Genomic DNA, 24,870 nt, shown 5'->3' with positions numbered 1-24,870 from the left:
AGCCGGCCCGCCGCGCGCGCCGTGAAAGCGGGGGTGGTGCTTTAGAAGGTGGCGGTGTCGATCACGAAGCGGTACCGGACATCCGATGCCAGCACGCGCTCGTAGGCGTCGTTGATCTTCTCAGCCGGGATGACTTCGATCTCGGCACCAAGCCCGTGCTCGGCGCAGAAGTTCAGCATCTCCTGGGTCTCGCGGATGCCGCCGATCATGGAACCGGCGAAGGAACGGCGTCCGCCGATCAGCGCGAAGGCGTTGACGGGAAGCGGTTCCGCGGGGGCGCCCACGTTGACCAGGGCGCCGTCGAGCTTCAGCAGGCCCAGGTAGGAGCTGATGTCGATCGAGGCGCTGACCGTGTTGATGATCAGGTCGAAGGAGCCGCCGAGTTCGGAGAAGGTGTTCTCGTCGCTCGTGGCGAAGTAGTGGTCGGCGCCCAGCTTCAGGCCGTCCTCCTGCTTCTTCAGCGACTGTGACAGGACGGTCACCTCGGCTCCCATGGCGTGGGCCAGCTTGACGGCCATGTGGCCCAGGCCGCCGAGGCCGACGACGGCAACGTTCTTGCCGGGACCGGCACCCCAGTGCCGCAGCGGCGAGTAGGTGGTGATGCCGGCGCATAGCAGCGGTGCGGCGACGTCGAGGTCGATGCCCTCGGGAATGGTGACGACGAAGTCTTCGGTGACCACAACGTGGGTGGAGTAGCCACCCTGCGTGATGGTGCCATCGCGGTCAACCGCGCCGTAGGTGCCGGTGTTGCCCTTGAGGCAGTACTGCTCCTCGCCCTTCTGGCAGTTGACGCATTCCCGGCAGGAGTTGACCATGCAGCCAACGCCAACGCGGTCGCCCACTTTGTGCTTGGTCACCTCGGCCCCCACCTCGGTGACGATGCCGGCAATCTCGTGGCCGGGCACCAGCGGGTACTGCTGCGGGCCCCAGTCACCGCGGACGGTGTGGATGTCCGAGTGGCAGATGCCGGCGAACTTAATGTCGATCAGGACGTCGTGAGGGCCCACTTCGCGGCGCTCAATGGTGGTAGCCACCAGGTCCTCCGTGGCGGACGGGGATGCATAAGCCTTGACGGTAGTCATGGTTCTCCTGTGATCTGTTGGGGGACATATAAATGCTACCGGGGTTGTTCGGAGCAAACCGGGAAAAGGGGGCACCAAGGTGGCCCTGTTGTGACTGGTCTTGAGAGTCCTACCCTTTGGGCCCGTGTGGGCCATCGGGGCAAGGATGCGCTAGGGGCGCAGCAGCACCTTGATGGCGCGGCGTTCGTCCATGGCCTTATACGCGTCCGCGGCCTGCTCGAGCGGGAGTTCCAAGTCAAACACTTTTCCGGGATTGATCGTGCCGCCGAGGATCAGGTCGATCAGCTCCGGCAGGTATTGCCGGACCGGAGCAGGGCCGCCGTGCAGGTGCACATGCGAGTAGAACAGGTCCCGCCCGGGCAGCGCCACATCGTGGGAGACTCCCACAAAGCCCACATGGCCGCCTGCCCTGGTGGCGTGGATGGCCTGCAGCATCGATTCCTGCGTGCCCACGGCTTCGAGGACGGAGTGCGCGCCAAGGCCGCCGGTGAGTTCCTTGATCTTCTTCACGCCCTCGTCCCCGCGCTCCTCCACGATGTCAGTGGCGCCAAACTCGCGTGCCAGCGCCTGCCGGTCCGCGTGGCGGGACATGGCGATGATCCGTTCAGCACCCATCTGCTGCGCTGCGAGGACCCCCAAAAGTCCCACGGCGCCGTCGCCCACTACTGCCACTGTCTTGCCCGGGCCCACCTCGGCCGCCTTCGCGGCGAACCATCCTGTCCCCAGGACGTCGGAGGCTGCAAGCAGCGACGGAACCTTGGCGGCGTCGGGCATGCCGGGTGTTGCCACCAGGGTGCCGTCTGCGAGCGGGACGCGCATGTATTCCGCCTGTGCACCGCCCACGCCCTGGCGGTGGACACACGCGCTCTGGTAGCCGGAGCGGCAGATGTCGCAGGTGTTGTCCGAGGCGAAAAATGACCCGACGACGAACTGTCCAGGGCGGACATTCCTGACCCCGGCACCGACTTCCTCGACGATTCCCACGTACTCGTGGCCCATCGGCGCGGGCTTGGAAATTTTGTCAGCGCCGCGGTAGGGCCACAGGTCCGACCCGCAGACGCAGGCGGCAACGAGTTTGATGACCGCATCCGTGGGCTGCCGGACTGCTGGTTTGTCACGATCCTCGACCCGGACGTCTCCGGGCGCGTGCATGATGGTTGCGCGCATGCTGGGTCCTCCACATGGTGAAACGGCTGAAAGGGACAGTCCCATCAAACCCGGCCCCGGCACCGTTGGCGAGGGCCCTGCTGTAACTGGTTCTGGCAGAACCTCCTTAGGGTCCTGCCATCCGTCGTAACGTGTTCCCTATGGATAACCGAGCCGAGGTACGGCAGTTCCTGTCTTCACGCCGTGGGCGGATTACCCCCGAGCAGGCCGGCATCGAACCCTATGGCGGCCGCCGCCGTGTACCGGGGCTCCGGCGCGAGGAAGTGGCGCGGCTGGCCGGAGTCAGCGTGGACTACTACACGCGGCTGGAACGGGGAAACCTGCACGGCGTTTCTGACAGCGTCCTGGATGCCATCGCCGGTGCCCTGGAACTGGACCGCGCAGAGCATGACCACCTCTATGACCTGGCCCGGGCAGCCAACACCTCGGGCCGCAAGCGGGCTGCGGGTACCGGCGGCTCCGCCCCGTCCAAGGTCCGGCCGGAGCTGCAATACCTGCTGGATGCCATCACGGAGGCGCCTGCCTTCATCGGCAACAACCGCCTGGACATCGTGGCCGCCAACACCCTGGGCTATGCCCTGTATTCGGACATGTACCGCACTCCGTCACGGCCGGCCAACCACTCCCGGTTCATCTTCCTGGACCCCCGCGCGCACAACTTCTACACGGACTGGGACCGGGCGGCCAACACCAACGTGGCCATCCTGCGACGGGAGGCCGGCCGCAATCCCCATGACAAGGGCATTGCCGAACTCATTGGTGAACTCTCGATGCGCAGCGACGAATTCCGCACGCTGTGGGCAGCGCACAACGTCCGCCGCCACTACGCGGGCACCAAGTTCTTCCAGCATCCCGTGGTGGGGCTCCTCGAGCTGAACTACCAGGTGCTGGGCCTGGAAGAGGACCCGGGGCATACCCTCACCGTTTATCCCGCCACCCCCGGCAGCCCGTCCGAGGAAGCCCTCAAGCTCCTGGCCTCCTGGGCCGTCACCGAGAACATCGTGGAAACGGTGCAGGCGAAGGTGGGCGGCTAGAAGCCTGCCTGGGGCGGCACCCGCCGCACCATCCGGCGGCCCGGAATCCACGTCCAGTCACATGAACTGCCGTTGCGGTTCCCTTAACGCAGGTTTCGGTTCGTGGCGCAGCATTGCCTGTTTTGTCTCAAGGATGGCGCCATAAGTAGCGCCGTTTCGCCGCGTTTAGCCTGCGTTGCTTGACGCTGGCCAACACCCTCCGGGCCATGTTTAGGTGTTTGCACGGCACCGGCCAGGCCGAACGCAGCATTCAGGAACATCACCCAAACGCAGCTCTTCAAGCACCCTCATCCCGCCGCACGGGCGGACCCATCCACCCCTTTACGCCCGCCCGGGCACCCACCCCGGGCGCCGTCGTCGTACCCGGAAACTTCCCGAAAGGAACACCATGTCCTTCCCAGCATCACCACCCAATCCCGCCCTGGGCATCCCCGCCTTTTCCCGCCGCCGTGCCCTGGGCGCGCTCCTGGCGGTGCCCGCCGTCGGGCTGCTCTCAGCCTGCGGCGGAGCGGCAACGGCCGGCAGTGAGCGGATCAGCCAGGGCGCCCTGGAGCCACTGGCGGCCAGCGTCCCTGCCGGCACCACCATCAAGGTGGGCGACCCCAGCATCAAGGTGGCGCTGGAATTGTCCGGCCTGATCAAGGAACTGGACGGCTTCACCGTGGAGTTCGCCAACATCTCCGGCGGCCCGCAAACCACCGAGGCGTTCCGGGCCAATGCGCTGGACACCGGTTCCGTGGCGGACATCCCGCCCATCCACGCCACCTGGACCGGATTGGACGTCCGCATCATCGCCGCCGGGTACCGGCAGGACGCCGTGGGCCACCCCATCTATGAACTCGGCGTGGCCCCGGGAGCAGGCATCACCCGGCTCGAGGACCTCCGCGGCAGGAAGATTGCCTACAGCCCCGGCCAGGCCCAGGGCGCGTTGGTCCTGCGGATCCTGGACAAGGCCGGGCTCAAGCAGGAGGACGTCAAGCTCGTGGAACTGCCCAGCACCGGGGATGCCTATGCCACGGCGCTGGCCAGCAGGCAGGTGGACGCGGCTCCTCTGGGCGGCGTCCAGATCAAGCGGTACCTGGCCAAGTACAAGGCCGACGGCGGGACCACCATCCGCCACGGGCTGCGGGACGATCCCAGCCTCCTCTACTCCCCCGCCAAAGTCCTGGCGGATCCCGCGAAGGCCGCCGCACTGGCCACCTACGTGAAGGTCTGGGGCAAGGCCCAGCGCTGGATCGAAGACCACCCGGCCGAGTGGCTGGAGGGCTACTACGTCAAGGACCAGGGCCTGTCCCGCGAGGACGGCCAGTACCTGATCGACGCCACCGGCAAGCGGGACATCCCAACGTCCTGGACGGAAGCCATTGCCCGGCACCAGGAAACCATCGATCTCCTGGCCCGTGAACAGAAGAAGCCGCAGCTGACGGCGGCCGACCTCTACGACACCCGCTTCGAAGCCATCGCAGGCACTGCCTTCGCTTCCGCCGGAAAGGGGGGTGCCGCATGAGCGCCGTGCTGGAACGTCCCGTGGCGGCGGCACGCCCGGACCCGGCACTGGCTGAACAGCCCGACGTGCGGCCCACGGGGAAGAGGCTTGGGCCCGGACGACGCCGGCGGCTCGCCTGGGTGGGCCCGCTGGCTCTGCTCCTGCTCTGGACCGCCTCTTCCGCCACGGGGCTGCTTGACCCGCGGATCCTGTCCGAGCCGTGGACCGTGGTGGCCACGGCCGGTGAGCTCATCACGGACGGCCGCCTCCAGGAGAACCTCGCCATCTCGGCCCAGCGCGCAGGCCTGGGGCTGTTCTTCGGAATCGTGGTGGGCGCCGTGCTGGCGCTCCTGTCCGGACTGAGCCGGGTGGGCGAGGCGCTGATCGACGGCCCGGTGCAGATCAAGCGCGCCATACCGGGCCTGGCGTTGATCCCGCTGCTGATCCTTTGGTTCGGCATCGACGAGACCATGAAGGTCCTCACCATCACCCTTGGCGTCTTCGTTCCCGTCTACCTGCAGACACACGCAGGGCTGCGCGGCATCGACCTGCGCTTCGTGGAACTCGCCCAGACCGTAGGGCTAAGCCGGGCCGGCTTCATCCGCAAGGTGGTCCTCCCCGGCGCACTGCCCGGGTTCTTCCTGGGCCTGCGCTTCGCGGTCACCGGCGCCTGGGTGTCCCTGGTGGTGGTGGAGCAGATCAACGCCACCAGCGGCATCGGCTACATGATGGAGCTCGCGCGCACCTACGGCCAGACCAACATCATCGTCCTGGGCCTGGCCGTCTACGGCATCCTGGGCCTCCTCTCCGACGGCATTGTCCGCTTCATCGAACGAAAGGCCCTGTCATGGCAGCGCACCCTGGCGGGCTGACCGCCGCCGCATCTGCACCAGCAGCACCGTCCGCCGTTTCCGTGCGAAAGCTGGTCCGCAGCTTCGGCACCAAGAGTGTCCTGGACGGTGTGGACCTGGACATCGCGCCCGGCGAATTCGTGGCGCTGCTTGGCCCCAGCGGCTGCGGCAAAAGCACCCTGCTGCGGGCCTTGACCGGCCTGGACCACGAGGTCCGCGGCGGCGGCGTGATCAGCGTTCCGGACCGCGTGTCCGTGGTCTTCCAGGATTCCCGGCTGCTGCCGTGGGACACGGTCCTGGGCAACGTCACCCTGGGCGTCCGGGAGCACGACGCCGATGCCCGGGCCCGCAAGGCCCTCGCCGAAGTGGGACTCGCCGGACGTGAAAAGGCGTGGCCGCACCAGCTTTCCGGCGGTGAGCAGCAACGCGTGGCGCTGGCCCGGTCGCTGGTCCGGGAACCGCAGCTGCTGCTGGCCGACGAGCCGTTCGGCGCGCTGGACGCCCTGACCCGGATCAGGATGCACGGGCTGCTCCAGGACCTGGTGGCGGCCCACCGGCCAGCCGTCCTGCTGGTCACCCACGACGTGGACGAGGCCATCGCGCTGGCGGACCGGATCGTGGTCCTGGACCGCGGGCGCATCGCCACCGTCCGCCCGGTGCCACCCGCAATCCGCTCTTCCGCCGATGCCGCGGGGCACGAATCCCTGCGCCGCGACCTCCTCACGGCGCTGGGCGTCGAGGCCGCGCGCACTACTGAACCGGCCGCCGTCGGCCGCTAACCAAACTGCAAGGAGCACGTCATGACATCGAAGTACCCATCCCAGCGCCAACTCCACCTCAACGCCTTCCTCATGAGCACCGGCCACCACGAGGCGTCGTGGCGACTGCCGGAAAGCGATCCCTATGCGGGAACCAAGGTGGAGCATTACCAGCAGCTCGCCCGCACTGCAGAGCGCGGCAAGCTGGACTCCATCTTCTTCGCCGACTCCCCTGTCCTGTTCGGCGAGGTGGGCCGCCGCCCCGCCGGCAAGCTGGAGCCCACGGTGCTGCTCACCGCCATCGCGGGCGCCACCGAGCGCATCGGGTTGATCGCCACGGCCTCAACAACCTACAACGAACCGTTCAACCTGGCCCGCCGCTTCGCCTCGGTGGACTGGGCCAGCGGCGGGCGCGCCGGTTGGAACGTGGTGACCACGGCAGGCCCGGACGCCGCGCGGAACTTCGGCGTCGACGACCAGCCCGCCCACGCCGTCCGCTACGAGCGCGCCGCGGAATTCATCGAAGTGGCCCGGAAGCTGTGGGACAGCTGGCAGGACGACGCCGTACTGGCGGACAAGGCCGGAGGCGTGTGGGGTGATGCGGACAGGATCCGGACTATTGACCATCAGGGCAGGCATTTCAAGGTCCGCGGCCCGCTCAATGTTCCGCGTTCGCCGCAGGGGCACCCGCTGATCGTCCAGGCAGGTTCTTCGGAGGACGGGAAGGACCTCGCCGCCCGGTACGCGGATGCCGTCTTCACCGCGCACCAGACCCTGGCCGACGCGCAGGAGTTCTACCGCGACCTGAAGGCCCGCACCGCGGCTGCCGGCCGGGATCCGGAAACCATCAAGATCCTCCCGGGCATCGTCCCCGTGATCGGTGCCACCGAGGAAGAGGCGCTGGAGCTGGAGCGCGAACTGGACCGGCTGATCAAGCCCGAATACGCCCGGATCCAGCTGGCCCGGACCCTCCGCGTGGACCCCGTGGACCTGCCGCTGGACCGCCAACTGCCGGACAACCTGCCCAGCGAGGACGAAATCGAAGGCGCCAAGAGCCGCTACACCCTGATCGTGCAACTGGCCCGGCGCGAACAGCTCACCGTTCGCCAGCTGATCGGCAGGCTTGGCGGCGGCCGCGGGCACCGCACCTTCACCGGCACGCCCGTGCAGGTGGCGGATGCCATCCAGGAATGGTTCGACGGCGGGGCCGCGGACGGCTTCAACATCATGCCGCCGGTGCTCCCCTCCGGGCTGGAGGCGTTCGTGGACCAGGTGGTGCCCATCCTGCAGGAACGCGGACTGTTCCGCACCGAGTACACCGGACGGACCCTGCGGGAGCACTATGGGTTGGCGCGGCCCGAAACCCGGAACGGCAGGCAACTGGACGCCGCCTCGGTTTGACCGGCGGCGGTGATTGTCAGGGAAAGTTCGGCGGCGGTGCGGGCGGCACGGCGTCCGCACGCCGCCGGCCTGCCAGTTCGCCGAACCGGTCGACGGCATCCTGGGCAGCACGGTACAGGGCCGGATCCGGCCAGGGTGCCCGCGCCCAGGCATCCACGGCCGCGAGTGCCTCGGCCAACAGCCTGGCGGGACGGTCCCCCGGGGACCCTTGGGCCAGGATGGTGTCCCGGCCTGCTTCCAAAGTGTCCGCCATGGTCCGGGTGCTGACCCGCTGCCAGACATCGGCGATGGCATCCACATCGGTCAGCCGCTCCCGGAGCGGCCAGTTACCAATGAAACGGGCCACCCATGCCTGGTGCCGCTGCTTATAGTCCTTGAGGAACTTCCGTCTCTTCCACGTCGGGTAGGCGCCCAGCACGAGGAGGCACGGGACGAGGACGGCCAGCGCTGTCAACACCCAGCCAGCTTGTCCGGCATCCCGGTCCTGGACCGCATCCTTGTAGAGTCCCAGCATCACTCCCGCGGTGATGCACCCCAGGATCCAGGTGGCGCGCACGACAGTGGTCCGGCGTTCTTGTTTCCTGGAAGGGTGGAGGGCCGGTGCCGGTTCCGCGGCCACGGTTGCCTCAGCCTCGGTCAGGCCGGTGTTCAGGAGTCTGCTGGTACCTGCACCGGGCATACCTGATTTATCCGGCACGTCCACATAGACGGGTGGCAGGCCCGTCCGATCCTGTGCAGCCTGCTTGGAAAGCTCGTCCATGTTCCCCCATCAACCCAGTCATGACCCCCCCTGCAGAGTCTACGGTTAGGCGGGCTCCGGGCGGGTAGTCCCTAGACTGGCCAATGGACGTTGTATGCCGGGAATGACGAAGGAGCGAAACGATGAGTGGAGTAGTTGTAGTAGGTGTGGATGCCAGCCCGTCCGCACGGAAGGCCGCAGAAGTGGCGCTGGACCTGGCGGAGTCACTGGGAGCGTCCCTCCATGTGGTGACTGCCTTTGAGATCGAGAACGCCGAAACCTTTGGGGTGGGCTCGGACAAGGTAAGGATCTCCAACGCGGACAGCTCGGAGATGGTGGCAAAATCCTTGGGCGCATCGCGGCCGGGAGTGCAGATCACCCACTTCGCCGCCCGCGGCAAGCCGGCGGATTCGCTGATCAAGGAAGCCATCCGGCTGGATGCCCGGGTGATCGTGGTGGGCAACCGGAGGATGCGCGGCATCGGCCGGCTCCTGGGGAGCGTCGCCAACAGCGTGGCGCACAACGCCCCGTGCGACGTCTACATCGCGAACACCTACGAGGACTAAGCTGCCCCGCAAGGTAGTGGGCGGACGACGGCGGGACTTCCCGCCGTCGTCCGCCCACCGTCGTTAAGGGTTCTTAGGCCCCGTATTCCTCATCGGTGACATGCTGGAGCCAGGTAACCACCTGCCCGCTTTCGTCCGCTTCCTGCATGGCGACGTGGGCCATGAAGCGCTCCGGGGTCGCACCGTGCCAGTGCTCCTCCCCCGGCTCGATGAAGACCACGTCGCCGGGACGGATTTCCTGGACCTGCCCGCCGCGCCGCGCCACCAGCCCGATGCCGTCCGTGACATAGAGGGTCTGGCCCTTGGGGTGGTGGTGCCAGGCGGTGCGGGCACCAGGGGCGAAACGGACATGGGCGCACCCGACCGCTGACTGTTCATCGGGGTTGCGGATGCCGTCAATCTGCACGGTGCCGGTGAACCATTCCTTCGGTCCGGCTCCTGTCTGGCCGCCGCTCTTGGTGTACTTCATGTTCTCCTCCTGTGAGTTCGGTTGACTGGAAAGTTTGTTGTTGGGTCAGGCGCTCCGGCGTGTGACCCGTGCCGTCACGAACGCCAGGACCGACGAGACCGCGAGGACAGCGGCGGCCACCAGGAAGGCGCCGCCGTGGCCGGCGGAGTCGAACAGGACGCCACCCAGCGTTGATCCGACGGCGATCGAGGTCTGGACGACGGCCACCATCAGGCCCCCACCGCCCTCGGCGTCGTGGGGCATGGCCTCTGCGATCCAGCTCCACCAGCCCACCGGGGCGGCCGTGGACAGCAGCCCCCAAACGCCCAGGAGGACCATGACGACGGCGAGCCAGCCGCCGGTGGGGACCAGGGCGGCGGCGATGAGCGCCATAAGGGCCGGGATGGTGACCAGTGTCCGGTACAGGCCCTTCCCCAGGAACCGGCCAATCAGCATGGTGCCGGCAAACCCTGCCACACCCATCACCAGCAGTACGAGCGACACAGTGGCCACCTCCACGCCGGTCACCCGCTCCAGGAACGGACGGACGTAGGTGAACAGGACGAACTGGCCCATGAAGAAGGTGCCGCAGGCGGCCATCCCCCAGGCGACAGCCGGGCTCTTGAAGGCGGCGAAAATTCCGAGGACGTTTCCGGACGCCCGCTTTTCCACCGGCATGGAAGGAAGGCTGATCCACTGCCAGACCAGGGCGAGCACCGCCACGGGAACCAGGCAGAAGAACGCTCCACGCCACCCGATGAATGAGCCCAGGTAGCTGCCCAGCGGCGCAGCCAGCACGGTGGCCAGGGCGTTGCCGCCATTGAAGACCGCCAGGGCGCGCGGCACCTGGTAGGCCGGCACCAGCCGCATGGCGGTGGCTGCGGACATGGACCAGAAACCGCCGATGACCACGCCAATGAGGGCACGGCCCACCATGAAGAGCAGGTAGCCCGGGGCCATGGCGACCAGGGCACCGGAGACAGCCATCACCGTGGTCAGGCCCAGCAGCAGGGTCTTGCGGTTCATGCTGCCGGCCAGCGTGGACACCGACAGGCTGGTGGCGACGGCGAACAGGCCGGAGATCGCGATGCCCTGCCCCACCATCCCCTCGGAAACCCGGAGTTCGGCGGCCATTGGGGTGAGCAGGCTGACCGGCATGAATTCGGAGGCGATCAGGGCGAAGACGCACAGGGACATCGCGAAGACGCCTCCCCAGTGCGCGTGGTGCTGCACGCCTGGTTCTTGGGGCGCACGGGTGCTGGTGACAGTTGTTTCGGGGGCCATGCCTTCCATCAAACCGTGCTCCCGGAGCCCTAGCGAGGGCCCTGCTGAAACCGGTTTTGGCAGACCCCCTTTAGGGCAAGGCTGCCGCGGACCTATGCAGAGGTTCCTTGCCGCTGCATGTTGTGCGGGCTCTTCCGCAGGTCTTTTTCCAGTTCTGCCAGGCAGTAGTCCTTGAACCAGTGCCTGATGCGCAGCGGCAGCATGGGGTAGGCCACCGCAAGGACGCGCCATGTCCGGTCGAAGCGGTGCTGGTGGCGGTCGCTCCATGCGAGGCCGTAGTCCTTCCGCAGTTGCTCCGGGAGGAGCCCGGCGGTGAGGAACCTCGCGGACGGCATGATGGCGCGGTACCAGAGTGCGGTGTGCTTGGGGAACAGCAGGCCGCGCCCCACGCGCACGCCTTCCTCCTCGGCACGGAGGGTTGAAAGCTGCTCATCCCAGTAGCGTCTGAACGCCGCCCGGTCCTTCGGCCACATGTCCGGTGGAAGCTGCAGGGCGGTCCCAATCCGTGCGTAGTCACGGTACATTGCGTCGGCCGCCTCGTCGCCGAGCGGGCCGCGGATCTTCTCGACGATGGTCAGCGCGGTGTCATAGAGCGTTGCTGCCACCCAGAGCTGCAGTGCCGGATCGAAGGCGTTGTAACCGGCGGACGGTTCGGCCGCCGTGCGGCGTACCGGAACGTGCGCGTGGTTCACCCTGCGCCGGACTTCCTTGGCCTGCTCCTCCGTTCCGTACACGATGCCGTAGACGTAGGTGAGAGTGCCCTTGAGACGGTTTACCGGGCGTTGGGTGAACGTGCTGTGCGCCGCCACGCCGCGGCCGATCGCGGGGTTGGCAAGCTGCAGCAGAATGGCCCGTCCTGCCCCGGCGAGCAGGATGCCTTCAGCCCGGAAATCGGCCTCTCCCTGCACCATGTGAACAGGGTACCGGAGGGGCAGGACATCAGGACGGGCCCTTTGGCCCGTTGTGCCCGGGCAGAAGAGGGCCGCAGGACCTGTCCTGCCTCCTCCCCTGCCCGGGTGTGGGCGTTAGCGCTCCAGGAGGGACACGTCCCGGACGGCGCCCTTGTCCGCAGAGGTGGCCATGGCGGCGTAGGCGCGCAGGGCAGCGGAAACCTGGCGGTCCCGGTCCTTGGGCTTGTACCCGCCGTTGACTTCCAGTTTCTCGCGGCGTTCGGCGAGGATTTCGTCAGAGACCTCCAGCTCCATGGAGCGCTGCGAGATGTTGATGCTGACGATGTCGCCGTCCTCCACCAGCGCGATGGTTCCCCCTGACGCAGCCTCCGGGGAGATGTGGCCGATCGACAGGCCGGAGGTACCGCCGGAGAAGCGGCCGTCCGTGATGAGCGCGCACTTCTTGCCCAGGCCGCGGCCCTTGAGGAAGGACGTGGGGTAGAGCATCTCCTGCATGCCCGGACCACCCTTGGGGCCTTCGTAGCGGATCACCACCACGTCGCCTTCCTTGATCTGCTTGTTCAGGATCTTCTCCACGGCTTCGTCCTGGGATTCGCAAACCACAGCCGGCCCGGAAAAGGTCCAGATGGATTCGTCCACGCCGGCGGTCTTCACCACGGCACCGTCCACGGCAATGTTGCCGCGCAGCACGGCCAGGCCGCCGTCCTTGGAGTAGGCGTGCTCCACCGAGCGGATGCAGCCACCTTCAGCGTCGGTGTCCAGGGAGGTCCACTCGTTCGACTGCGAGAACGCGGTGGAGGACCGGACGCCGCCGGGAGCCGCGTGCCACAGGGCCTGCGCCTCGTCGGTGGCCTTGCCGCCGCGGATGTCCCAGTCATCCAGCCAGCCGTCCAGATCGTTGGAGTGCACGGAGTGGACGTCCTTGTGCAGGAGGCCGCCGCGGTTCAGCTCGCCCAGCAGGGCGGGGATGCCGCCGGCACGGTGCACATCCTCCATGTAGTAGGTCTTGTCCTTGGCCACGTTCGGGGCCACCTTGGCCAGGCAGGGCACCTGGCGGGACTTGGCGTCCATCTCGGCCAGGCCGTAGTCCACACCTGCCTCCTGGGCCGCGGCCAGCAGGTGCAGGATGGTGTTGGTGGAGCCGCCCATGGAGATGTCCAGCGCCATGGCGTTATCGAAGGCCTTGGCGGTGGCGATGGAGCGGGGCAGCACGGAGTCGTCGTCGCCGTCGTAATAGCGCTTCACCAGCTCGACGACGGTGGCGCCCGCCTTCTCGTACAGCGCCTTGCGGGCGGTGTGGGTGGCCAGCACGGAGCCGTTGCCCGGCAGGGAGAGGCCGATGGCCTCGGTGAGGCAGTTCATGGAGTTGGCGGTGAACATTCCGGAGCAGGAACCGCAGGTGGGGCAGGCGTTCTCTTCGATGAGGTTGATGTCCGCGTCGGAGATGGACTCATCCACGGCGTCGGCGATCGCGTTGACCAGGTCCAGGGAGCGGACGGAGCCGTCGGTCAGGGTCACGCGGCCGGCTTCCATGGGGCCGCCGGAGACGAAGACTACGGGGATGTTCAGGCGCAGCGCCGCCATGAGCATGCCGGGGGTGATCTTGTCGCAGTTGGAGATGCAGACCAGGGCGTCGGCACAGTGCGCGTTCACCATGTACTCAACGGAGTCGGCGATCAGGTCGCGGGACGGCAGCGAGTAGAGCATGCCGCTGTGGCCCATGGCGATGCCGTCATCCACGGCGATGGTGTTGAACTCGCGCGGCACGGCGCCCGCGGCAAGGATCGCGTCGGAGACAATGCGCCCCACCGGGGCAAGGTGGGTGTGGCCCGGGACGAATTCGGTGAAGGAGTTGGCGACGGCGATGATCGGCTTGCCGATGTCCGAGTTGGCGACGCCGGAAGCGCGCAGCAGTGCGCGGGCGCCGGCCATGTTGCGGCCATGGGTGACTGTTTTAGAGCGGAGTGCAGGCATGCTTACCATCATCTTGCCTGGGCGACGCGGACGGAAGACAGCGCTGCTACTAGTAGTGGGAGTACCAGAGTAATAGTATTTTCCGGTGAGTGATCCCGGGCGGCGAAAAGAACTTGGCCTCTTCCTGAGGGCCCGGCGCGACCAGGCGCTGCGGGCCGACTACGGCCTGCCGCCCGTCGGCCGCAGCCGTGAGCGTGGGCTCCGCCGCGAGGAGGTGGCATTCCTTTCCGGCGTCAGCGTCACCTGGTACACCTGGCTGGAGCAGGGCAGGGACATCAGCCCGTCCCGGCAGGTCCTGGAGGCCATCAGCCGTGCGTTGCATTTGTCCAGCACCGGCCTGGGCTACGTCCTGTCGCTGGGCGGGTATGCCTCCGCAGCTCCCGCCGGGCCGGCAGCCGATACCGCCCCGCCCCACATCCAGCGCCTGCTGGATGCCCTGGACCCCAACCCGTCCTTCGCCCTGTTTCCGGACTGGGGCGTGGCCGGGTGGAACAAGGCCTACGCGGCGCTGTACCCCAACATCGCCACGGTGCCGGCGGCGGACCGGAACCTGCTGTGGCTGGTGTTCACGGACCCCTACGTCCGGAACCTGCTGCCGGACTGGGACACCACCAGCAAGCGGTTCCTTGCGGAGTTCCGGGCCGAAACCGGGCAGCGGCTGGGCGATCCGGACATCCAGTACCAGGTGGAACGGCTCAAGGAAGCAAGCCCGGAGTTCCGGCAGGGCTGGGACCTGTACGACATCCTGGGTTTCGAGTCCCGCGAGCGCCTCTTCCACCATCCGGCCGTGGGGGTGCTGCAACTGGAACACCACCAGGTGTCCCCGTCGGACCGGCCGGACCTGCACCTCGTGGTGTACACACCGGCCCCGGGCAGCGATGCCGCGGCGCAGATGAAGTCCCTGCTGGCGGGGGCCTAACCCGGCTGCGCCGCGAGGTAGGCGAGCGCGGCTGCCGCCTGGGCCCGCGTGGCCACGGCGAGGGTGGGGTGGACGGCGGGAAGGAACGACGGCGAGTGGTTGGCCGGGATGTCGGCGTCCACCGTTCCGTTCGCCACCGCCCGCCGGTAGGTTTCCGGCGGCACGGAGCCCGCCACCCAGTACACGTACGGAATGCCGAAGGCGTCGGGAATGCGGCTGAAATCCTCTGACGCCGTCTGCGGGGTGGTGCGGTAGACAGCGTCCGGGCCGAAGGCCCTGGTGAAGGCTGCAGTGACCCGGGCGTTGGCCTCCGCATCGTTGCTGGTCAGCGGGTACTGGTCGTAATACTCGAACTCCGGTTCCTGCGGCGAGCCGGCGGCTGCGCACTCGCCCCGCACGATCCGCTCGATGGCGGCCATCATGGCGGCCCGTACGGCAAGGTCGTACGTGCGGAGGTTGAGCAGCAGCTCCGCCCGGTCCGGGATGATGTTGGCCGTGGCTCCGGCGCTCACCGAGCCAACAGTCAGCACTGCGAACTCCCCTGGAATCGTTTCGCGGGACACCACAGTCTGCAGGCGGAGGACGATCGAGGCGGCGAGCACCACCGGATCCACGGACTTGTGCGGCATGGAGCCGTGGGCGCCGCGGCCGTGGACGGTAATCCGTACAGAGTCGCCGGCCGAGAGGACCGGGCCCGGCGTGGTGCCGATGGTTCCTGCCTCGGTGGGCATGACGTGCTGGGCCAGCGCGATGTCCGGCCGCGGGATTCCGGCGGCCAGGCCGTCGTCGAGCATTGCCTGCGAGCCTGCGGCCGTCTCCTCTGCCGGCTGGAACAGGGCGGTGTAGGTTCCCCGCCAGGCATCCCGGTGGTCTGCCAGGTACTTTGCCGCGCCCAGCAGCGCCACCACGTGCATGTCGTGAGCGCACGCGTGCATCACCCCCGGGACGGCGGAGGCGTAGCGTGCTCCGGTTGCCTCGGTAACCGGGAGGGCGTCCATGTCGGCCCGGGCCAGGACACCCGGGCCGGGTCCGTTGGCCAGAACGCCCACCACGCCGGTGCCGCCAAAGTGCCGGACGTCGAACCCCCAGGCCGCCAGCTTCGCCGCAACAGCAGCGGAGGTCTGGTGTTCGGCGAGGCCGAGCTCCGGATTCCGGTGGAGCTGTTCGTAGAGCGGGACCTGCCAGGCCAGCTCCTGCTCGATCCCGTCCGCAGCGCTGTTCGCAAAATCCATCGAAGGCTCCTCCCGGCCGGTGGCGCCGGCCTTTCCGGCCACCATAGGCGGCACCAACGGATGGTGTCCATGGGCAACCAAAAGCGGCCGGCGGCGGGAAATCCCGCTGCCGGCCGCTTCTTGCCCACCAACGCTAGGCCAGCACCCCCTGCCGCACTACGGCCGGCTTGAACTGTGCACCCGCGCCCGGGAATACCGGCACCTCGATCCGCGCGTGGGTGTGGACCTCGGTGACCGTGGCCTTGGTGTGCCGGGCAATGTTCTCCATGGTGGTCACCCACATGCCGTCCATTGCCTTCACCCGCTCCATGAGCTGCTCCAGCGCCACGGCCTTGGATGGCCGCCCCGAGATGAACGGGTGGTTGGTGAGGACGAAGCAGCTGCCCTGGGAATGGTGGGCCTCGGCTTCAAGCGTCCACATTTCCAGGACCTTGGCCGGGCTCTCGATCACGCCGCTGCCCGTAACGCCCGGGTAGAAGGCGTACTGCTCCCAGTCGTCCAGGGTCCAGTCCACCGGGATCTCAACGATGTCCCGGGGATCATCGGCGGCGACGGCGAAGCGGTAGGGGGCATCGCCGTCGAGCAGGCTGGAATCGTAAAGGAAGCCGCGGTCCGCCAGCAGGCCCGGGGAGTGCCAGTTCAGCTCCCACCACGGTGCGCGGTAGCCCACGGGTCGGACGCCTGCGACTTTGGCGAGGGCCTCCAGGCCGCGGTCGATGTAGCTGGCCTCGGTGGCGGCGTCGATGCCTTGCATGGGTTCGTGCAGGTAGCCGTGGTGCGCCACTTCGTGGCCGCCGTCAACGATCTGCCGGACCACGTCCGGGTAGGACTCGGCGGTGAAACCGGGGATGAAGAAGGTGGCCTGGATGTCCTGGCGGGCCAGGATGGCGAGCAGCCTTGGAACCGCGATCTTGGGGCCGTAGGACTGGTGGCTCATCAGCGACATGCGCCGGGTGCTGGTGGGATCGTGGGCGATGATGCAGGATTCGGCGTCCACATCGAAGGTGAAGGACGCTGCGGCCTTGAAGCCTTCGGGCCAGGTGATGGGGTGCAGGGGGTCCGCGATGGCGGGCTGGTTCACGGGAAATCCTTTCGGCGGGCGCTGTGGGCGCCCGCCAGGTTCTACGGGATGGTGAGCTTAGAGGGCGGGAAGGGCGGGCGTGCTCTCCGCGCTCCCTGCTTCGGAGGCGGTCGCTCCAGGGGTGGCGTCCACCTTCTGTGCGGCGCGTGGCTCGATGGCCAGGTAGCGGATGTGCTGGCGCGGGCCGAGGATGGCGTACACCCCGGCGCTGGTCAGTCCACCGGCCAGCCAGGACAGGTCCCAGCCGCCCAGGGCCACGGCGATGGGGCCCTGCATGATGGGGATCAGGCCGTACATGAACAGCCACGTGGCGAAGATCCCGGCCAGGAGGGAGATGACGCCGGCGAAGTTGACCACCGGCAGCCGCTTTGTGCCGACGCCGTCGAACAGCCGATCGGTTCCGCCCGGCCAGCGCTTCTCCAGCCAGAAGTAGTGCACCAGCATGATTCCGCCCCAGGCGGCCACCCAGGCCACCAGGCCGATCAGCCAGGCGTCGAGTACTGCGGCGAAGTCCTCCTGGAAGATGAAGAAGACGACGGCGGCGAGCGAGAAGACGCCGACGAACAGGTTCAGCTTGCGGCGGCTGATGGAGATGTCCAGGGCCTGGGTGGCCACGGAGAAGGTGTAGATGTTCAGGATGTTGGTGGCGATGGGGCCGTGGAGCACCATCAGCAGCACTGGCAGCGCCATGGCACCGAAGTTCAGGACGATCAGCTTGCCGGGATCGATCTCACCGCTGTTGGTGGCAAGGCTGGCGCCCAGGACGCCGAGCCACACCACGGGGATGAACTGGCCCAGCACTGAAGCGAGGTAGACCTTCTTCTTGGGGACGCTGGTGCTGACGAACCGGGAGTAGTCCGCGGCGTAGGTGAACCAGGTGATGCCCCAGCCAATGCCGATGGCGGTCATCACCGCGCTCATGGCCGCGATCCGCTCAGAGCCTTCCAGGACGGCGCCAGCGGGACCGGCGTAGCTCCAGTTGATGTCCATGCCGAACCAGGCCACCGCGGACATGACGGCCAGGATGAGGATGGTGGGCGGCACGGTCCATTTCTCGAAGGCGGCGATGGCCTTGTAGCCGAACCAGGCGATGGCAACCTGAAGGGCCATGATGAAGGTGGCGACGCCGATCTTCCAGCCGTAGTTGGGGGCTTCCGGGTCAACCCAGCCAAGGGTTCCGAAGAGCGCCATGACCAGGTCCAGGATGATCCAGGTGTTCACCGCGCACCAGCCGATGACCAGCAGGGCCTGGATGGCGGCCGGCAGGTAGTTGCCGCGCCGTCCGAATGCCGCCCGGGCCAGGACCATGCCGGTGGCTCCGGTCTTCTGGCCCAGGAGGACGAAGCAGCCAAAGAGCAGCATGCCGATCAGGTTGCCCAGCACCAGCACGGTGATGGTGTCCGCGAGTCCGAGTCCCAGCTGGATACCGAGTGCCCCCAGCACCCAGTTGATGGGTGCCAGGTTGGCGCCCGCCCAGATCCAGAACTGGCCGGATACCTTGCGTGTTCGTGCTGATTCGGGGATGGGCTGCAGCCAGGCTTCGTGGTCCACGGCGCTGTGGTCCTGCGTGGCCTGGTCAGGTTGGCCGTGCGTGGCTGTAGAAAGCTTTTCTTGCATGGGGGCCTCCGTGAGGTGGATAAGTACCAACTAGGCTATGTGGCCCCCATCACAAGCAACAAGATACAATGTGTCGAATAAATCCCCCTACTACGTTACGGACTGTCGTGTCAGTGTTTCTTGGCGAAATACTCGCCCACCCCGCCCTCGCCGCCGCCGATCCCGTGGTCCACCCCCAGGGCGTGGTGGCTGATGCGCAGCCGGTCCGCTGGGTCCACTCCAGTGAGGTGCTGGACATCGCCCCCCTGCTCCGTGGCGGTGAACTGCTGCTCTGCGGCGGGATCACGCTGGCCACCGCCACCCCGGCCAGACGCGGGGACTACGTCCGTGAGCTGGCGCAGCGCGGCGTCGCTGCGCTGGCCATCGAGACCGGCGGTGCACTGCCGGAAATTCCTGCGGACATGCTGCAGACGGCTGAGGAATACGGCCTTCCCGTGGTGGAACTGCGCAAGGTGGTCCCGTTCGTCGGCGTCATGCAGGCCATCAACTCCATGCTGGTCAGCGAGTCGGTGGGGCACCTGCAGCAGGCGGATGCCGCCACGCGCGCCATGGCTGCCGAGCTGGCGCATGGCGCTTCACTGGACAAGATCCTGGGCGTGCTGGCAGGCATCACCGGCTCGGCCGTGAAGCTCACCTCCCCGTGGGGAGTGACCATGGGCAGCGCGGCGCCGGAGGGTTGGAGCAACGGGGTGGACGCGGAAGCCGGAGAAGGAACAGCGGACGACGACGGCACCGGGCCAGGCGGCCACGGCGGCTTTTACCCGGTGGCCGGCGGAACGGTCATCACCGTGGACATCCCCGTGCGCGGGGTCCTCATGGGGCGGCTCGAGGTGCACGTGCCGGATGTCGCGGACACGGCGCTGGCCCAGGTGGCGGGCGAGCGCGCAGTGGACATCCTGGGCCTGGCGCTGCTGCAGCACACGCCTCCGGGACTGCACGCCCTGGCCGGCGCTGAACTGATGCGCGCCGTGCTGAATTCCGCACCGGAGTGGCGCCTCGAGCAGCTGGCCCCCGGCGCCGGCTTCCCCACGGACTCCCCCGCCGTGGTGGCCGCGATCCACGCGGCGGCACCGCAGGAGCTGCGCGGCGCCGTCGAAAACTTCCTGAGCTCGCAGCGGATTCCCTGTGCCGCGTACCTGGATGACACCGAGCTGGTGGTGATGATCGGCCTGCCGTGCACCGAGACGGCCGGCGAGCGGCGGCAGCTCCTGGAATCCCTGCAGGGACTGGAGGGGGACCACGATGCCGTGATCGCCGTCGGGCCGCTGGCAGACGGCGTGGCGGAGGCAGCCTGGTCACTGGCGGAAGCCCGGCGCGCCCTGGAGGTACGGCAGATCCGCCGCCGGAATGCGTCCGCGCGCAGGCGGCACCCGTCCCGGGGCCTGGTTGTGGTTGACGCCCAGGACGCCGCCGTGGAAAGCCTCGCTCTGACCTGCCTGGATGCCTCGTCCAGGGAGGCGTTCGTGAGCCGGCAGTTGCGGGCGGTCCTGGAGCATGATGCTCAGCGGCAGTCCCAGCTGCTGGAGACCCTGCAGGTGTGGCTGGACTCCGGCTGCAATACCGCACAGTCGGCGCGCGAACTGCACCTTGAGCGGCAGTCGATGCACCACCGGCTGCAGCGGATTTTCGAGCTCTGCGGAGGGGATCCGCGCGGGACGGGGCGGCTCGCGGCGCTGCACCTGGCGGCGAGGATGGCCGGGCTGCCCTGACCTCCTGCGGGGCCCCTGCTTCCGGACGTATGCTTGCCTGGCATTTCCCTGTGGCCGGGCCCCGGGTCCGGGCAGCTCGGATGGAAAGGGCGCGGCGGATGGCAAAGCGGAATACTTCCTTAGTGGGTGCGCCGTGCTGGGTCGACACCTGGCAACCGGACCCCCAGGGTGCCAAAGAGTTCTATGGCGGACTGTTCGGCTGGACGTTCGACGATCCGATACAGGTGCCGGGATTCGAGGGCGGGTACTGTCTGGCGCGCCTTGACGGCCGCTCCGTAGGCGGCGTGGGGCAGGCCCCGCCGGGATCACCAGCGGGATGGCTGACCCATATCCGGGTGGGCGATGCCGGGAAGGCTTCAGCGCTGGCGGAACAGGCGGGCGGCCGGCAGCTCGGGGCCATCGGCGCCGGGACCCGTTCGCAACTGGTTGCCGATTCCTCCGGCGTGCTGTTCTGCCTGCGGCAGGCGGGCGTCAATGACGGCGTTGAGCTTGCAGACCAGCCCAATAGCTGGGCCATGAGTTCGCTGCACACCCCGGATCTTGGAAAGGCCCAGGAGTTCTACAGGGCATTGTTCAACTGGGAACTGGCGTCGCCGCCGGACGCCCCGTTTTCACTGTGGCTCCTCGAAGACCAACTGGTGGCCGTGGCTACCCCCGCCGACGGCGTGACTGTTCCTCCACATTGGAGTGTGAACTTCGGGGTCACCGATGCAGACAGGACCGCCGACCGGGCCGTTGCCCTGGGCGGCGGCATTGTCATGGCACCCATGGATACCCCCGGGTTCAGGAGTGCCGTGATCAGCGACCCCTGGGGCGGTGTGGTCGCGCGGTCAGCGCGGTCACGGAGCAAACCGGCACCCCGCCGGCACGGGCCTGACCAGGCAGCGTCAGCTTCCCGGGCGGCCACCCAGCCGGGTGGTCACCTTGGCGGCGGCGGCGACGCAGGCCTCCCCCAGACTCTCGAACTGTTCCTTGGACACCCGGAACCGCGGCGCCGGAATCAGGACGGCCGCCACAACGTCGCCGCGGTGGTCGCGGACAGGCGCGGCCACGCCCACCTCGTCCATGGACGATTCGCCGTAGTTCCCCGCCCATCCCCGCTGCGCAACATCCTGGAGCCGGACTTCGTACGCTGCCAGTCCGTCGTCGTCCAGTCCCGGAAAGGTGATGGTTCCGCTGCGCAACAGTTCACGCACCCGTTCGGCCGGCAGCGTGGACAGGAACACCTGGACCGAGGCGCTCATCGCGTCACGGTAGCGGGCGCCCAGGGGGGTGGTGTGCTTGATCTGGTGGTGGCTCGCGATCTGCTCCACGCAGATGGCCTCGTCACCGTTCCACAGCATGAGGGCACTGGTTTCGCCGGTCTGCTCGGTCAGCTGCCGCAGGACGGGGTAGGCAACGCGGCGTTCCTCCATCTCGGCCAGCAGCGGTCCGGCGACGGCGATGAGCCCCAGGCCCAGCCGGAACCGCTTGGTTTCCGGGTCGCGTTCCACCAGGTTTTCCTGCTCGAAGGTGGCCAGGATACGGGACACGCTGGACTTGTGCATGCCCACGCGGTTGGCGATTTCCGTGACGCCCAGCAGGGGTTCGTCCGCCGTGAAGGTGCGCAGGACGGCGATGGCGTTGACGACGACGGAGGCTCCTTTGGCGTCCGTCCCGCCGTTGGTGCCGGTTCCGCTGCCGTTGCTGTCTGGGGTTTTCGCAGGAGTCATGGTGGACACCATCTTTCCCTATGGTCGGGGCTGGACACCGAAAGCGGCGCCGTGGTGCACGGCGCCGCTTCGGCTGTTCAGATGGTTATCCCTGGACGATGTTGTGTTCCGGGCCGAACGGGAACTTGGTGATGTTTTCCACCGTGTTGTCCTCGCCGATCACCAGGATGTCGTGCTCGCGGTAGCCGCCGGCGCCCGGCAGGCCGTCCGCCACCGTGATCATGGGCTCCATGGAAACCACCATGCCCGGCTCGAGGACGGTGTCGATGTCCTCGCGCAGCTCCAGGCCGGCTTCGCGGCCGTAGTAGTGGCTCAGGACGCCGAAGGAGTGGCCGTAACCGAAGGTGCGGTTGGCCAGCAGGCCGTGGCTGATGTAGATCTCGTTGAGCTCGGCGGCGATGTCCTTGCAGACGGCGCCGGGCTTGATCAGTTCCAGGCCGCGCTCGTGCACCTCGACGTTGATGTTCCACAGCTCCAGCGAGCGCTCGTCCGGCTGGCCCAGGAAGAGGGTCCGCTCCAGGGCGGTGTAGTAACCGGAGGTCATGGGGAAGCAGTTGAGCGAGAGGATGTCGCCCTGCTGCAGCTTGCGGGTGGTGGCCCAGTTGTGGGCGCCGTCGGTGTTGATGCCGGACTGGAACCACACCCAGGTGTCGCGGACCTCGCGGTCCGGGAAGGTCCTGGCGATCTCGTGCACCATGGCCTCGGTGCCGATGAGGGCCACTTCGTACTCGGAGATGCCTTCGCGGATGGCGTTGCGGATGGCTTCGCCGCCCAGGTCGCCGATGCGGGCGCCGTGCTTGATGACTTCGATTTCCTCGGCGGACTTGATCATGCGCTGGCGCATGGCGTCCTGGGAGACGTCCAGGAGCTGGGCGCCGGGGAACGCCGCGGCGATCTTTTCGCGGGTCAGGCCCGGGAGAAAGTCGTCCTCGACGCCCAGCCGGGTGGCCTTGACGCCTCGCTGGCGCAGGGCTTCCTGGAGGCCGAAGTAGAAGTTGTCGCGGCGCCAGTCGGTGTAGACGATGTTCTCGCCGTAGGAGGTGCGCCACGGCATGCCGGCGTCGATGTTGGCGGTGACGGTGACGGAGTCGTTGGCGGTGACCACCAGGGCGTAGTTGCGGCCGAACGTGGTGTACAGGAAGTCGGAGTAGTACTTGATGCCGTGGTAGCTGGTGAGGATAACCGCGTCCAGCTCCTTGGCGGCCATGATCTTGCGGAGGCCGCCAAGGCGGCGCTCGAACTCTGCGTCGGAGAACGTGAGCTTGCCCTTGGTGCCGTTGTGCAGGACCTTGAGGCGCTCGAGTTCGGCGATGGAGGAGGCGTTGTCGGCAGTGATAGTCACGGGTGGTGCCTTTCTAGTGGGTGCCAGCTGCTGTTGGTGCAGTTGGTGTTGTTTGCGTAGTGAGGTTGGTCTGTGGACCCGGATGGGTCAGGGGCCTCTGGTTGGTCAGAGGTGCTTGAGGGGCTTCCGCGAGGTTTCGGTGGCGAACAGCACGGCCATGAGCGACACGGCGGATGCGGCCACGAGGTACCAGCCCGGCGCCAGCTTGCTCTGGGTCATGCCGATCAGCAGGGTGGCCATGAACGGGGCCGTGCCGCCGAACAGGGCGTTGGAGAGGTTGAAGCTGACGGCGAAGCCGCTGTACCGGACTTTGGTGGGGAACAGTTCGGCCAGGAAACTGGGCAGCGTTCCGTCGTTCAGCGTAAGCATGCCGCCCAGCAGGATCTGGACCAGGACGATCACCAGGAAGTTGCCCGTGTCCAGCAGCATGAAAGCGGGAACAGTCAGCAGCATGAACAGCACGGACGCGGTGATCAGCATGCGCTTGCGGCCGAACCGGTCCGAGGCGAGGCCGGTCAGGAAGATGAAGCCGATATAGCTGGCCAGGGCGATCGTGGTGGCAAGGAAGGATTCGGTGGGCCCGAAGCCAAGTTCCTCGGACAGGTAGGTGGGCATGTAGCTGAGGATGACGTAGAAACCGACGGCGTTGAGCAGCACGGCACCGCAGGCGATCAGCAGCTGTTTGCGATAGGTCCGGAACATGTCCAGCGCAGGGGCTTTGGGAGCGGATTCCTCCTGGTCGGCCAGTGCGCGGAAAGCGGGGGTGTCCTCCAGCTTGGTGCGGATGTAGCGGCCGATCAGTCCCATGGGGGCGGCCAGCAGGAACGGCAGCCGCCATCCCCATTCGTGCAGTTGGTCGGTGCTGAGTACCGAGCTGAGGAGCGCTGCGATCAGTGAGCCCAGGAGCAGGCCGGCGGCGGTACTGGCGGGCACGACGGCGGCATAGAGGCCACGGCGGTTGGCCGGCGCGTATTCCACCAGGAAGGCTGATGCTCCGGCGTATTCGCCGGCCGCCGAGAAGCCCTGAACCACGCGGACCAGGAGCAGAAGGAGCGGGGCCAGCAGTCCGATGGTTCCGTAGCCCGGGATGAGGGCGATGCAGAACGTGGAGACGGACATGATGACGATGGACAGGGACAGAGCCTTGCGCCGGCCGAGCTTGTCGCCGATGTGACCCCAGAAGAAGCCACCCAGGGGACGGACGAAGAACGAGATGGCAAAGACGGCGAAGGTAGCCAGCAGCGCGGTCTGCCGATCGGCCTCAGGGAAGAACACTGAGGAAATTACTGCGGCCAGATAGCCGTACACCGCGTAGTCGAACCATTCGACAAAGTTGCCGATGAAGCTCGCAGTGACCACCCGGCGTCGAACGTCCTTGCTGGCAACGGCGTTGTCCATGCCGCCACCAGCCCCGGCAGGAGCGTTGGCGTCAGCGGCAACCATCCCTGCCTCGGGTGAGTTTTGTTGGGTACTCATGAAACCACCAATGAAAGTCAGAGTTGCATTGCTTGCAACGTGGTTGTTTCAAGATAGGCCGTGACGCGCAACACAGTCAAG

22 protein-coding genes and 1 pseudogene are annotated in these 24,870 nt (G+C 67.4%); 9 read left to right on the top strand and 14 right to left on the bottom strand.

Going from position 1 to position 24,870, the window contains the following annotated elements; translation table 11 throughout:
- Positions 1–41: 41 nt before the first annotated feature.
- Both PUN51_RS10245 and PUN51_RS10240 read right to left on the bottom strand, forming a co-directional pair.
- Positions 42–1,082, bottom strand: coding sequence for an NAD(P)-dependent alcohol dehydrogenase (locus PUN51_RS10245; RefSeq protein WP_224027105.1), 1,041 nt, complete (start codon positions 1,080–1,082; stop codon positions 42–44).
- 150 nt (positions 1,083–1,232) lie between these two features.
- Positions 1,233–2,249 carry a zinc-dependent alcohol dehydrogenase family protein gene (locus PUN51_RS10240; protein ID WP_224027106.1) on the bottom strand — a complete coding sequence of 339 codons (1,017 nt, stop codon included), beginning with the start codon at positions 2,247–2,249 and terminating at the stop codon, positions 1,233–1,235.
- A gap of 140 nt (positions 2,250–2,389) precedes the next feature.
- On the opposite strand from PUN51_RS10240, the gene PUN51_RS10235 reads away from it, so the two are divergent.
- The 5 genes from PUN51_RS10235 (at position 2,390) to PUN51_RS10215 (ending at position 7,779) form a co-directional block, all read left to right on the top strand.
- Positions 2,390–3,283 carry a helix-turn-helix transcriptional regulator gene (locus tag PUN51_RS10235; protein WP_159630535.1) on the top strand — a complete coding sequence of 298 codons (894 nt, stop codon included), beginning with the start codon at positions 2,390–2,392 and terminating at the stop codon, positions 3,281–3,283.
- Between the two features lie 388 nt (positions 3,284–3,671).
- Complete coding sequence (locus PUN51_RS10230; protein ID WP_275180801.1) at positions 3,672–4,790, top strand: ABC transporter substrate-binding protein; 1,119 nt, start codon at positions 3,672–3,674, stop codon at positions 4,788–4,790.
- Positions 4,787–5,641, top strand: a complete 855-nt coding sequence (locus PUN51_RS10225; RefSeq protein ID WP_224027108.1) for an ABC transporter permease — start codon at positions 4,787–4,789, stop codon at positions 5,639–5,641. The genes PUN51_RS10230 and PUN51_RS10225 overlap by 4 nt, the downstream gene beginning before the upstream one ends.
- Entirely contained in the window at positions 5,617–6,399 is a 783-nt protein-coding gene (locus PUN51_RS10220; protein ID WP_275180800.1) for an ABC transporter ATP-binding protein, read from the top strand. The genes PUN51_RS10225 and PUN51_RS10220 overlap by 25 nt, the downstream gene beginning before the upstream one ends.
- 21 nt (positions 6,400–6,420) lie before the next feature.
- Complete coding sequence (locus PUN51_RS10215; RefSeq protein WP_275180799.1) at positions 6,421–7,779, top strand: LLM class flavin-dependent oxidoreductase; 1,359 nt, start codon at positions 6,421–6,423, stop codon at positions 7,777–7,779.
- Positions 7,780–7,795: 16 nt separating this feature from the next.
- Here PUN51_RS10215 and PUN51_RS10210 read toward each other — a convergent pair whose 3' ends face one another.
- Positions 7,796–8,458 carry a hypothetical protein gene (locus tag PUN51_RS10210; RefSeq protein ID WP_275180798.1) on the bottom strand — a complete coding sequence of 221 codons (663 nt, stop codon included), beginning with the start codon at positions 8,456–8,458 and terminating at the stop codon, positions 7,796–7,798.
- Positions 8,459–8,661: 203 nt separating this feature from the next.
- Here PUN51_RS10210 and PUN51_RS10205 point away from each other — a divergent pair, with 203 nt between their 5' ends.
- On the top strand, positions 8,662–9,084 hold the full coding sequence (locus PUN51_RS10205; RefSeq protein WP_224027112.1) for a universal stress protein: 423 nt from the start codon (positions 8,662–8,664) through the stop codon (positions 9,082–9,084).
- A 73-nt stretch (positions 9,085–9,157) separates the two neighbouring features.
- Here PUN51_RS10205 and PUN51_RS10200 read toward each other — a convergent pair whose 3' ends face one another.
- The 4 genes from PUN51_RS10200 to ilvD all read right to left on the bottom strand — a co-directional run bounded on the left by PUN51_RS10200 (position 9,158) and on the right by ilvD (position 13,701).
- Complete coding sequence (locus PUN51_RS10200; RefSeq protein WP_275180797.1) at positions 9,158–9,553, bottom strand: (R)-mandelonitrile lyase; 396 nt, start codon at positions 9,551–9,553, stop codon at positions 9,158–9,160.
- 45 nt (positions 9,554–9,598) lie between these two features.
- Positions 9,599–10,816, bottom strand: a complete 1,218-nt coding sequence (locus PUN51_RS10195) for an MFS transporter (RefSeq protein WP_275180796.1) — start codon at positions 10,814–10,816, stop codon at positions 9,599–9,601.
- 92 nt (positions 10,817–10,908) lie between these two features.
- A complete protein-coding gene (locus PUN51_RS10190) occupies positions 10,909–11,727 on the bottom strand; it encodes an oxygenase MpaB family protein (protein WP_159630516.1) in 819 nt (272 codons plus the stop codon).
- Between the two features lie 114 nt (positions 11,728–11,841).
- Positions 11,842–13,701, bottom strand: coding sequence for a dihydroxy-acid dehydratase (gene ilvD / locus PUN51_RS10185; protein WP_275180795.1), 1,860 nt, complete (start codon positions 13,699–13,701; stop codon positions 11,842–11,844).
- An 85-nt stretch (positions 13,702–13,786) separates the two neighbouring features.
- Here ilvD and PUN51_RS10180 point away from each other — a divergent pair, with 85 nt between their 5' ends.
- Entirely contained in the window at positions 13,787–14,620 is an 834-nt protein-coding gene (locus tag PUN51_RS10180; protein WP_275180794.1) for a helix-turn-helix transcriptional regulator, read from the top strand.
- On the opposite strand, the gene PUN51_RS10175 is transcribed toward PUN51_RS10180, so the two are convergent.
- The 3 genes from PUN51_RS10175 to PUN51_RS10165 form a co-directional block, all read right to left on the bottom strand.
- Entirely contained in the window at positions 14,617–15,852 is a 1,236-nt protein-coding gene (locus PUN51_RS10175; RefSeq protein WP_275180793.1) for an amidohydrolase, read from the bottom strand. The genes PUN51_RS10180 and PUN51_RS10175 overlap by 4 nt on opposite strands.
- A gap of 133 nt (positions 15,853–15,985) precedes the next feature.
- On the bottom strand, positions 15,986–16,933 hold the full coding sequence (locus PUN51_RS10170) for a polysaccharide deacetylase family protein (RefSeq protein WP_275180792.1): 948 nt from the start codon (positions 16,931–16,933) through the stop codon (positions 15,986–15,988).
- A gap of 57 nt (positions 16,934–16,990) precedes the next feature.
- Complete coding sequence (locus PUN51_RS10165) at positions 16,991–18,550, bottom strand: purine-cytosine permease family protein (protein WP_275180791.1); 1,560 nt, start codon at positions 18,548–18,550, stop codon at positions 16,991–16,993.
- Between the two features lie 107 nt (positions 18,551–18,657).
- Between PUN51_RS10165 and PUN51_RS10160 the strand changes: the two genes are divergently transcribed.
- Positions 18,658–20,259 carry a PucR family transcriptional regulator gene (locus PUN51_RS10160; RefSeq protein ID WP_224027119.1) on the top strand — a complete coding sequence of 534 codons (1,602 nt, stop codon included), beginning with the start codon at positions 18,658–18,660 and terminating at the stop codon, positions 20,257–20,259.
- A 356-nt stretch (positions 20,260–20,615) separates the two neighbouring features.
- Here the strand turns inward: PUN51_RS10160 and PUN51_RS20825 are convergent, their stop codons facing one another.
- A complete protein-coding gene (locus tag PUN51_RS20825) occupies positions 20,616–20,789 on the bottom strand; it encodes a hypothetical protein (RefSeq protein ID WP_374114928.1) in 174 nt (57 codons plus the stop codon).
- Between PUN51_RS20825 and PUN51_RS20820 the strand changes: the two are divergent.
- Positions 20,775–21,017 (top strand): annotated as a pseudogene (locus PUN51_RS20820) (VOC family protein); the annotation flags it as partial. The gene PUN51_RS20825 and the pseudogene PUN51_RS20820 sit on opposite strands and share 15 nt — an antisense overlap.
- Before the next feature lie 129 nt (positions 21,018–21,146).
- On the opposite strand, the gene PUN51_RS10150 reads toward PUN51_RS20820, so the two are convergent.
- The 3 genes from PUN51_RS10150 to PUN51_RS10140 form a co-directional block, all read right to left on the bottom strand.
- Positions 21,147–21,983: an IclR family transcriptional regulator gene (locus PUN51_RS10150; RefSeq protein WP_374114927.1), complete on the bottom strand. Its 837-nt coding sequence runs from the start codon at positions 21,981–21,983 to the stop codon at positions 21,147–21,149.
- 73 nt (positions 21,984–22,056) lie between these two features.
- Entirely contained in the window at positions 22,057–23,313 is a 1,257-nt protein-coding gene (locus PUN51_RS10145) for an aminopeptidase P family protein (protein WP_159630498.1), read from the bottom strand.
- 105 nt (positions 23,314–23,418) lie between these two features.
- On the bottom strand, positions 23,419–24,789 hold the full coding sequence (locus PUN51_RS10140; RefSeq protein WP_374114926.1) for an MFS transporter: 1,371 nt from the start codon (positions 24,787–24,789) through the stop codon (positions 23,419–23,421).
- Between the last annotated feature and the right edge of the window lie 81 nt (positions 24,790–24,870).

The sequence above is a fragment of the Arthrobacter sp. NQ4 genome (genome assembly GCF_029077345.1).
Classification (GTDB): domain Bacteria; phylum Actinomycetota; class Actinomycetes; order Actinomycetales; family Micrococcaceae; genus Arthrobacter.
Note: the sequence above shows the minus strand (reverse complement) of the source record. Positions and strands in the feature narration are given on the sequence as shown.

Excerpts from the sequence above, each read along its gene's own strand:
- PUN51_RS10235 (WP_159630535.1), top strand. The coding sequence starts at position 2,390 with ATGGATAACCGAGCCGAGGTACGGCAGTTCCTGTCTTCACGCCGTGGG.
- PUN51_RS10215 (WP_275180799.1), top strand. The coding sequence starts at position 6,421 with ATGACATCGAAGTACCCATCCCAGCGCCAACTCCACCTCAACGCCTTC.
- PUN51_RS10140 (WP_374114926.1), bottom strand. The coding sequence starts at position 24,789 with ATGAGTACCCAACAAAACTCACCCGAGGCAGGGATGGTTGCCGCTGAC.
- PUN51_RS10210 (WP_275180798.1), bottom strand. The coding sequence starts at position 8,458 with ATGCCCGGTGCAGGTACCAGCAGACTCCTGAACACCGGCCTGACCGAG.
- PUN51_RS10165 (WP_275180791.1), bottom strand. The coding sequence starts at position 18,550 with ATGCAAGAAAAGCTTTCTACAGCCACGCACGGCCAACCTGACCAGGCC.
- PUN51_RS10225 (WP_224027108.1), top strand. The coding sequence starts at position 4,787 with ATGAGCGCCGTGCTGGAACGTCCCGTGGCGGCGGCACGCCCGGACCCG.
- PUN51_RS10195 (WP_275180796.1), bottom strand. The coding sequence starts at position 10,816 with ATGGCCCCCGAAACAACTGTCACCAGCACCCGTGCGCCCCAAGAACCA.
- PUN51_RS10230 (WP_275180801.1), top strand. The coding sequence starts at position 3,672 with ATGTCCTTCCCAGCATCACCACCCAATCCCGCCCTGGGCATCCCCGCC.
- PUN51_RS10150 (WP_374114927.1), bottom strand. The coding sequence starts at position 21,983 with ATGGTGTCCACCATGACTCCTGCGAAAACCCCAGACAGCAACGGCAGC.
- PUN51_RS10245 (WP_224027105.1), bottom strand. The coding sequence starts at position 1,082 with ATGACTACCGTCAAGGCTTATGCATCCCCGTCCGCCACGGAGGACCTG.
- PUN51_RS10240 (WP_224027106.1), bottom strand. The coding sequence starts at position 2,249 with ATGCGCGCAACCATCATGCACGCGCCCGGAGACGTCCGGGTCGAGGAT.
- PUN51_RS10220 (WP_275180800.1), top strand. The coding sequence starts at position 5,617 with ATGGCAGCGCACCCTGGCGGGCTGACCGCCGCCGCATCTGCACCAGCA.
- ilvD (WP_275180795.1), bottom strand. The coding sequence starts at position 13,701 with ATGCCTGCACTCCGCTCTAAAACAGTCACCCATGGCCGCAACATGGCC.
- PUN51_RS10205 (WP_224027112.1), top strand. The coding sequence starts at position 8,662 with ATGAGTGGAGTAGTTGTAGTAGGTGTGGATGCCAGCCCGTCCGCACGG.
- PUN51_RS10200 (WP_275180797.1), bottom strand. The coding sequence starts at position 9,553 with ATGAAGTACACCAAGAGCGGCGGCCAGACAGGAGCCGGACCGAAGGAA.
- PUN51_RS10175 (WP_275180793.1), bottom strand. The coding sequence starts at position 15,852 with ATGGATTTTGCGAACAGCGCTGCGGACGGGATCGAGCAGGAGCTGGCC.
- PUN51_RS10190 (WP_159630516.1), bottom strand. The coding sequence starts at position 11,727 with ATGGTGCAGGGAGAGGCCGATTTCCGGGCTGAAGGCATCCTGCTCGCC.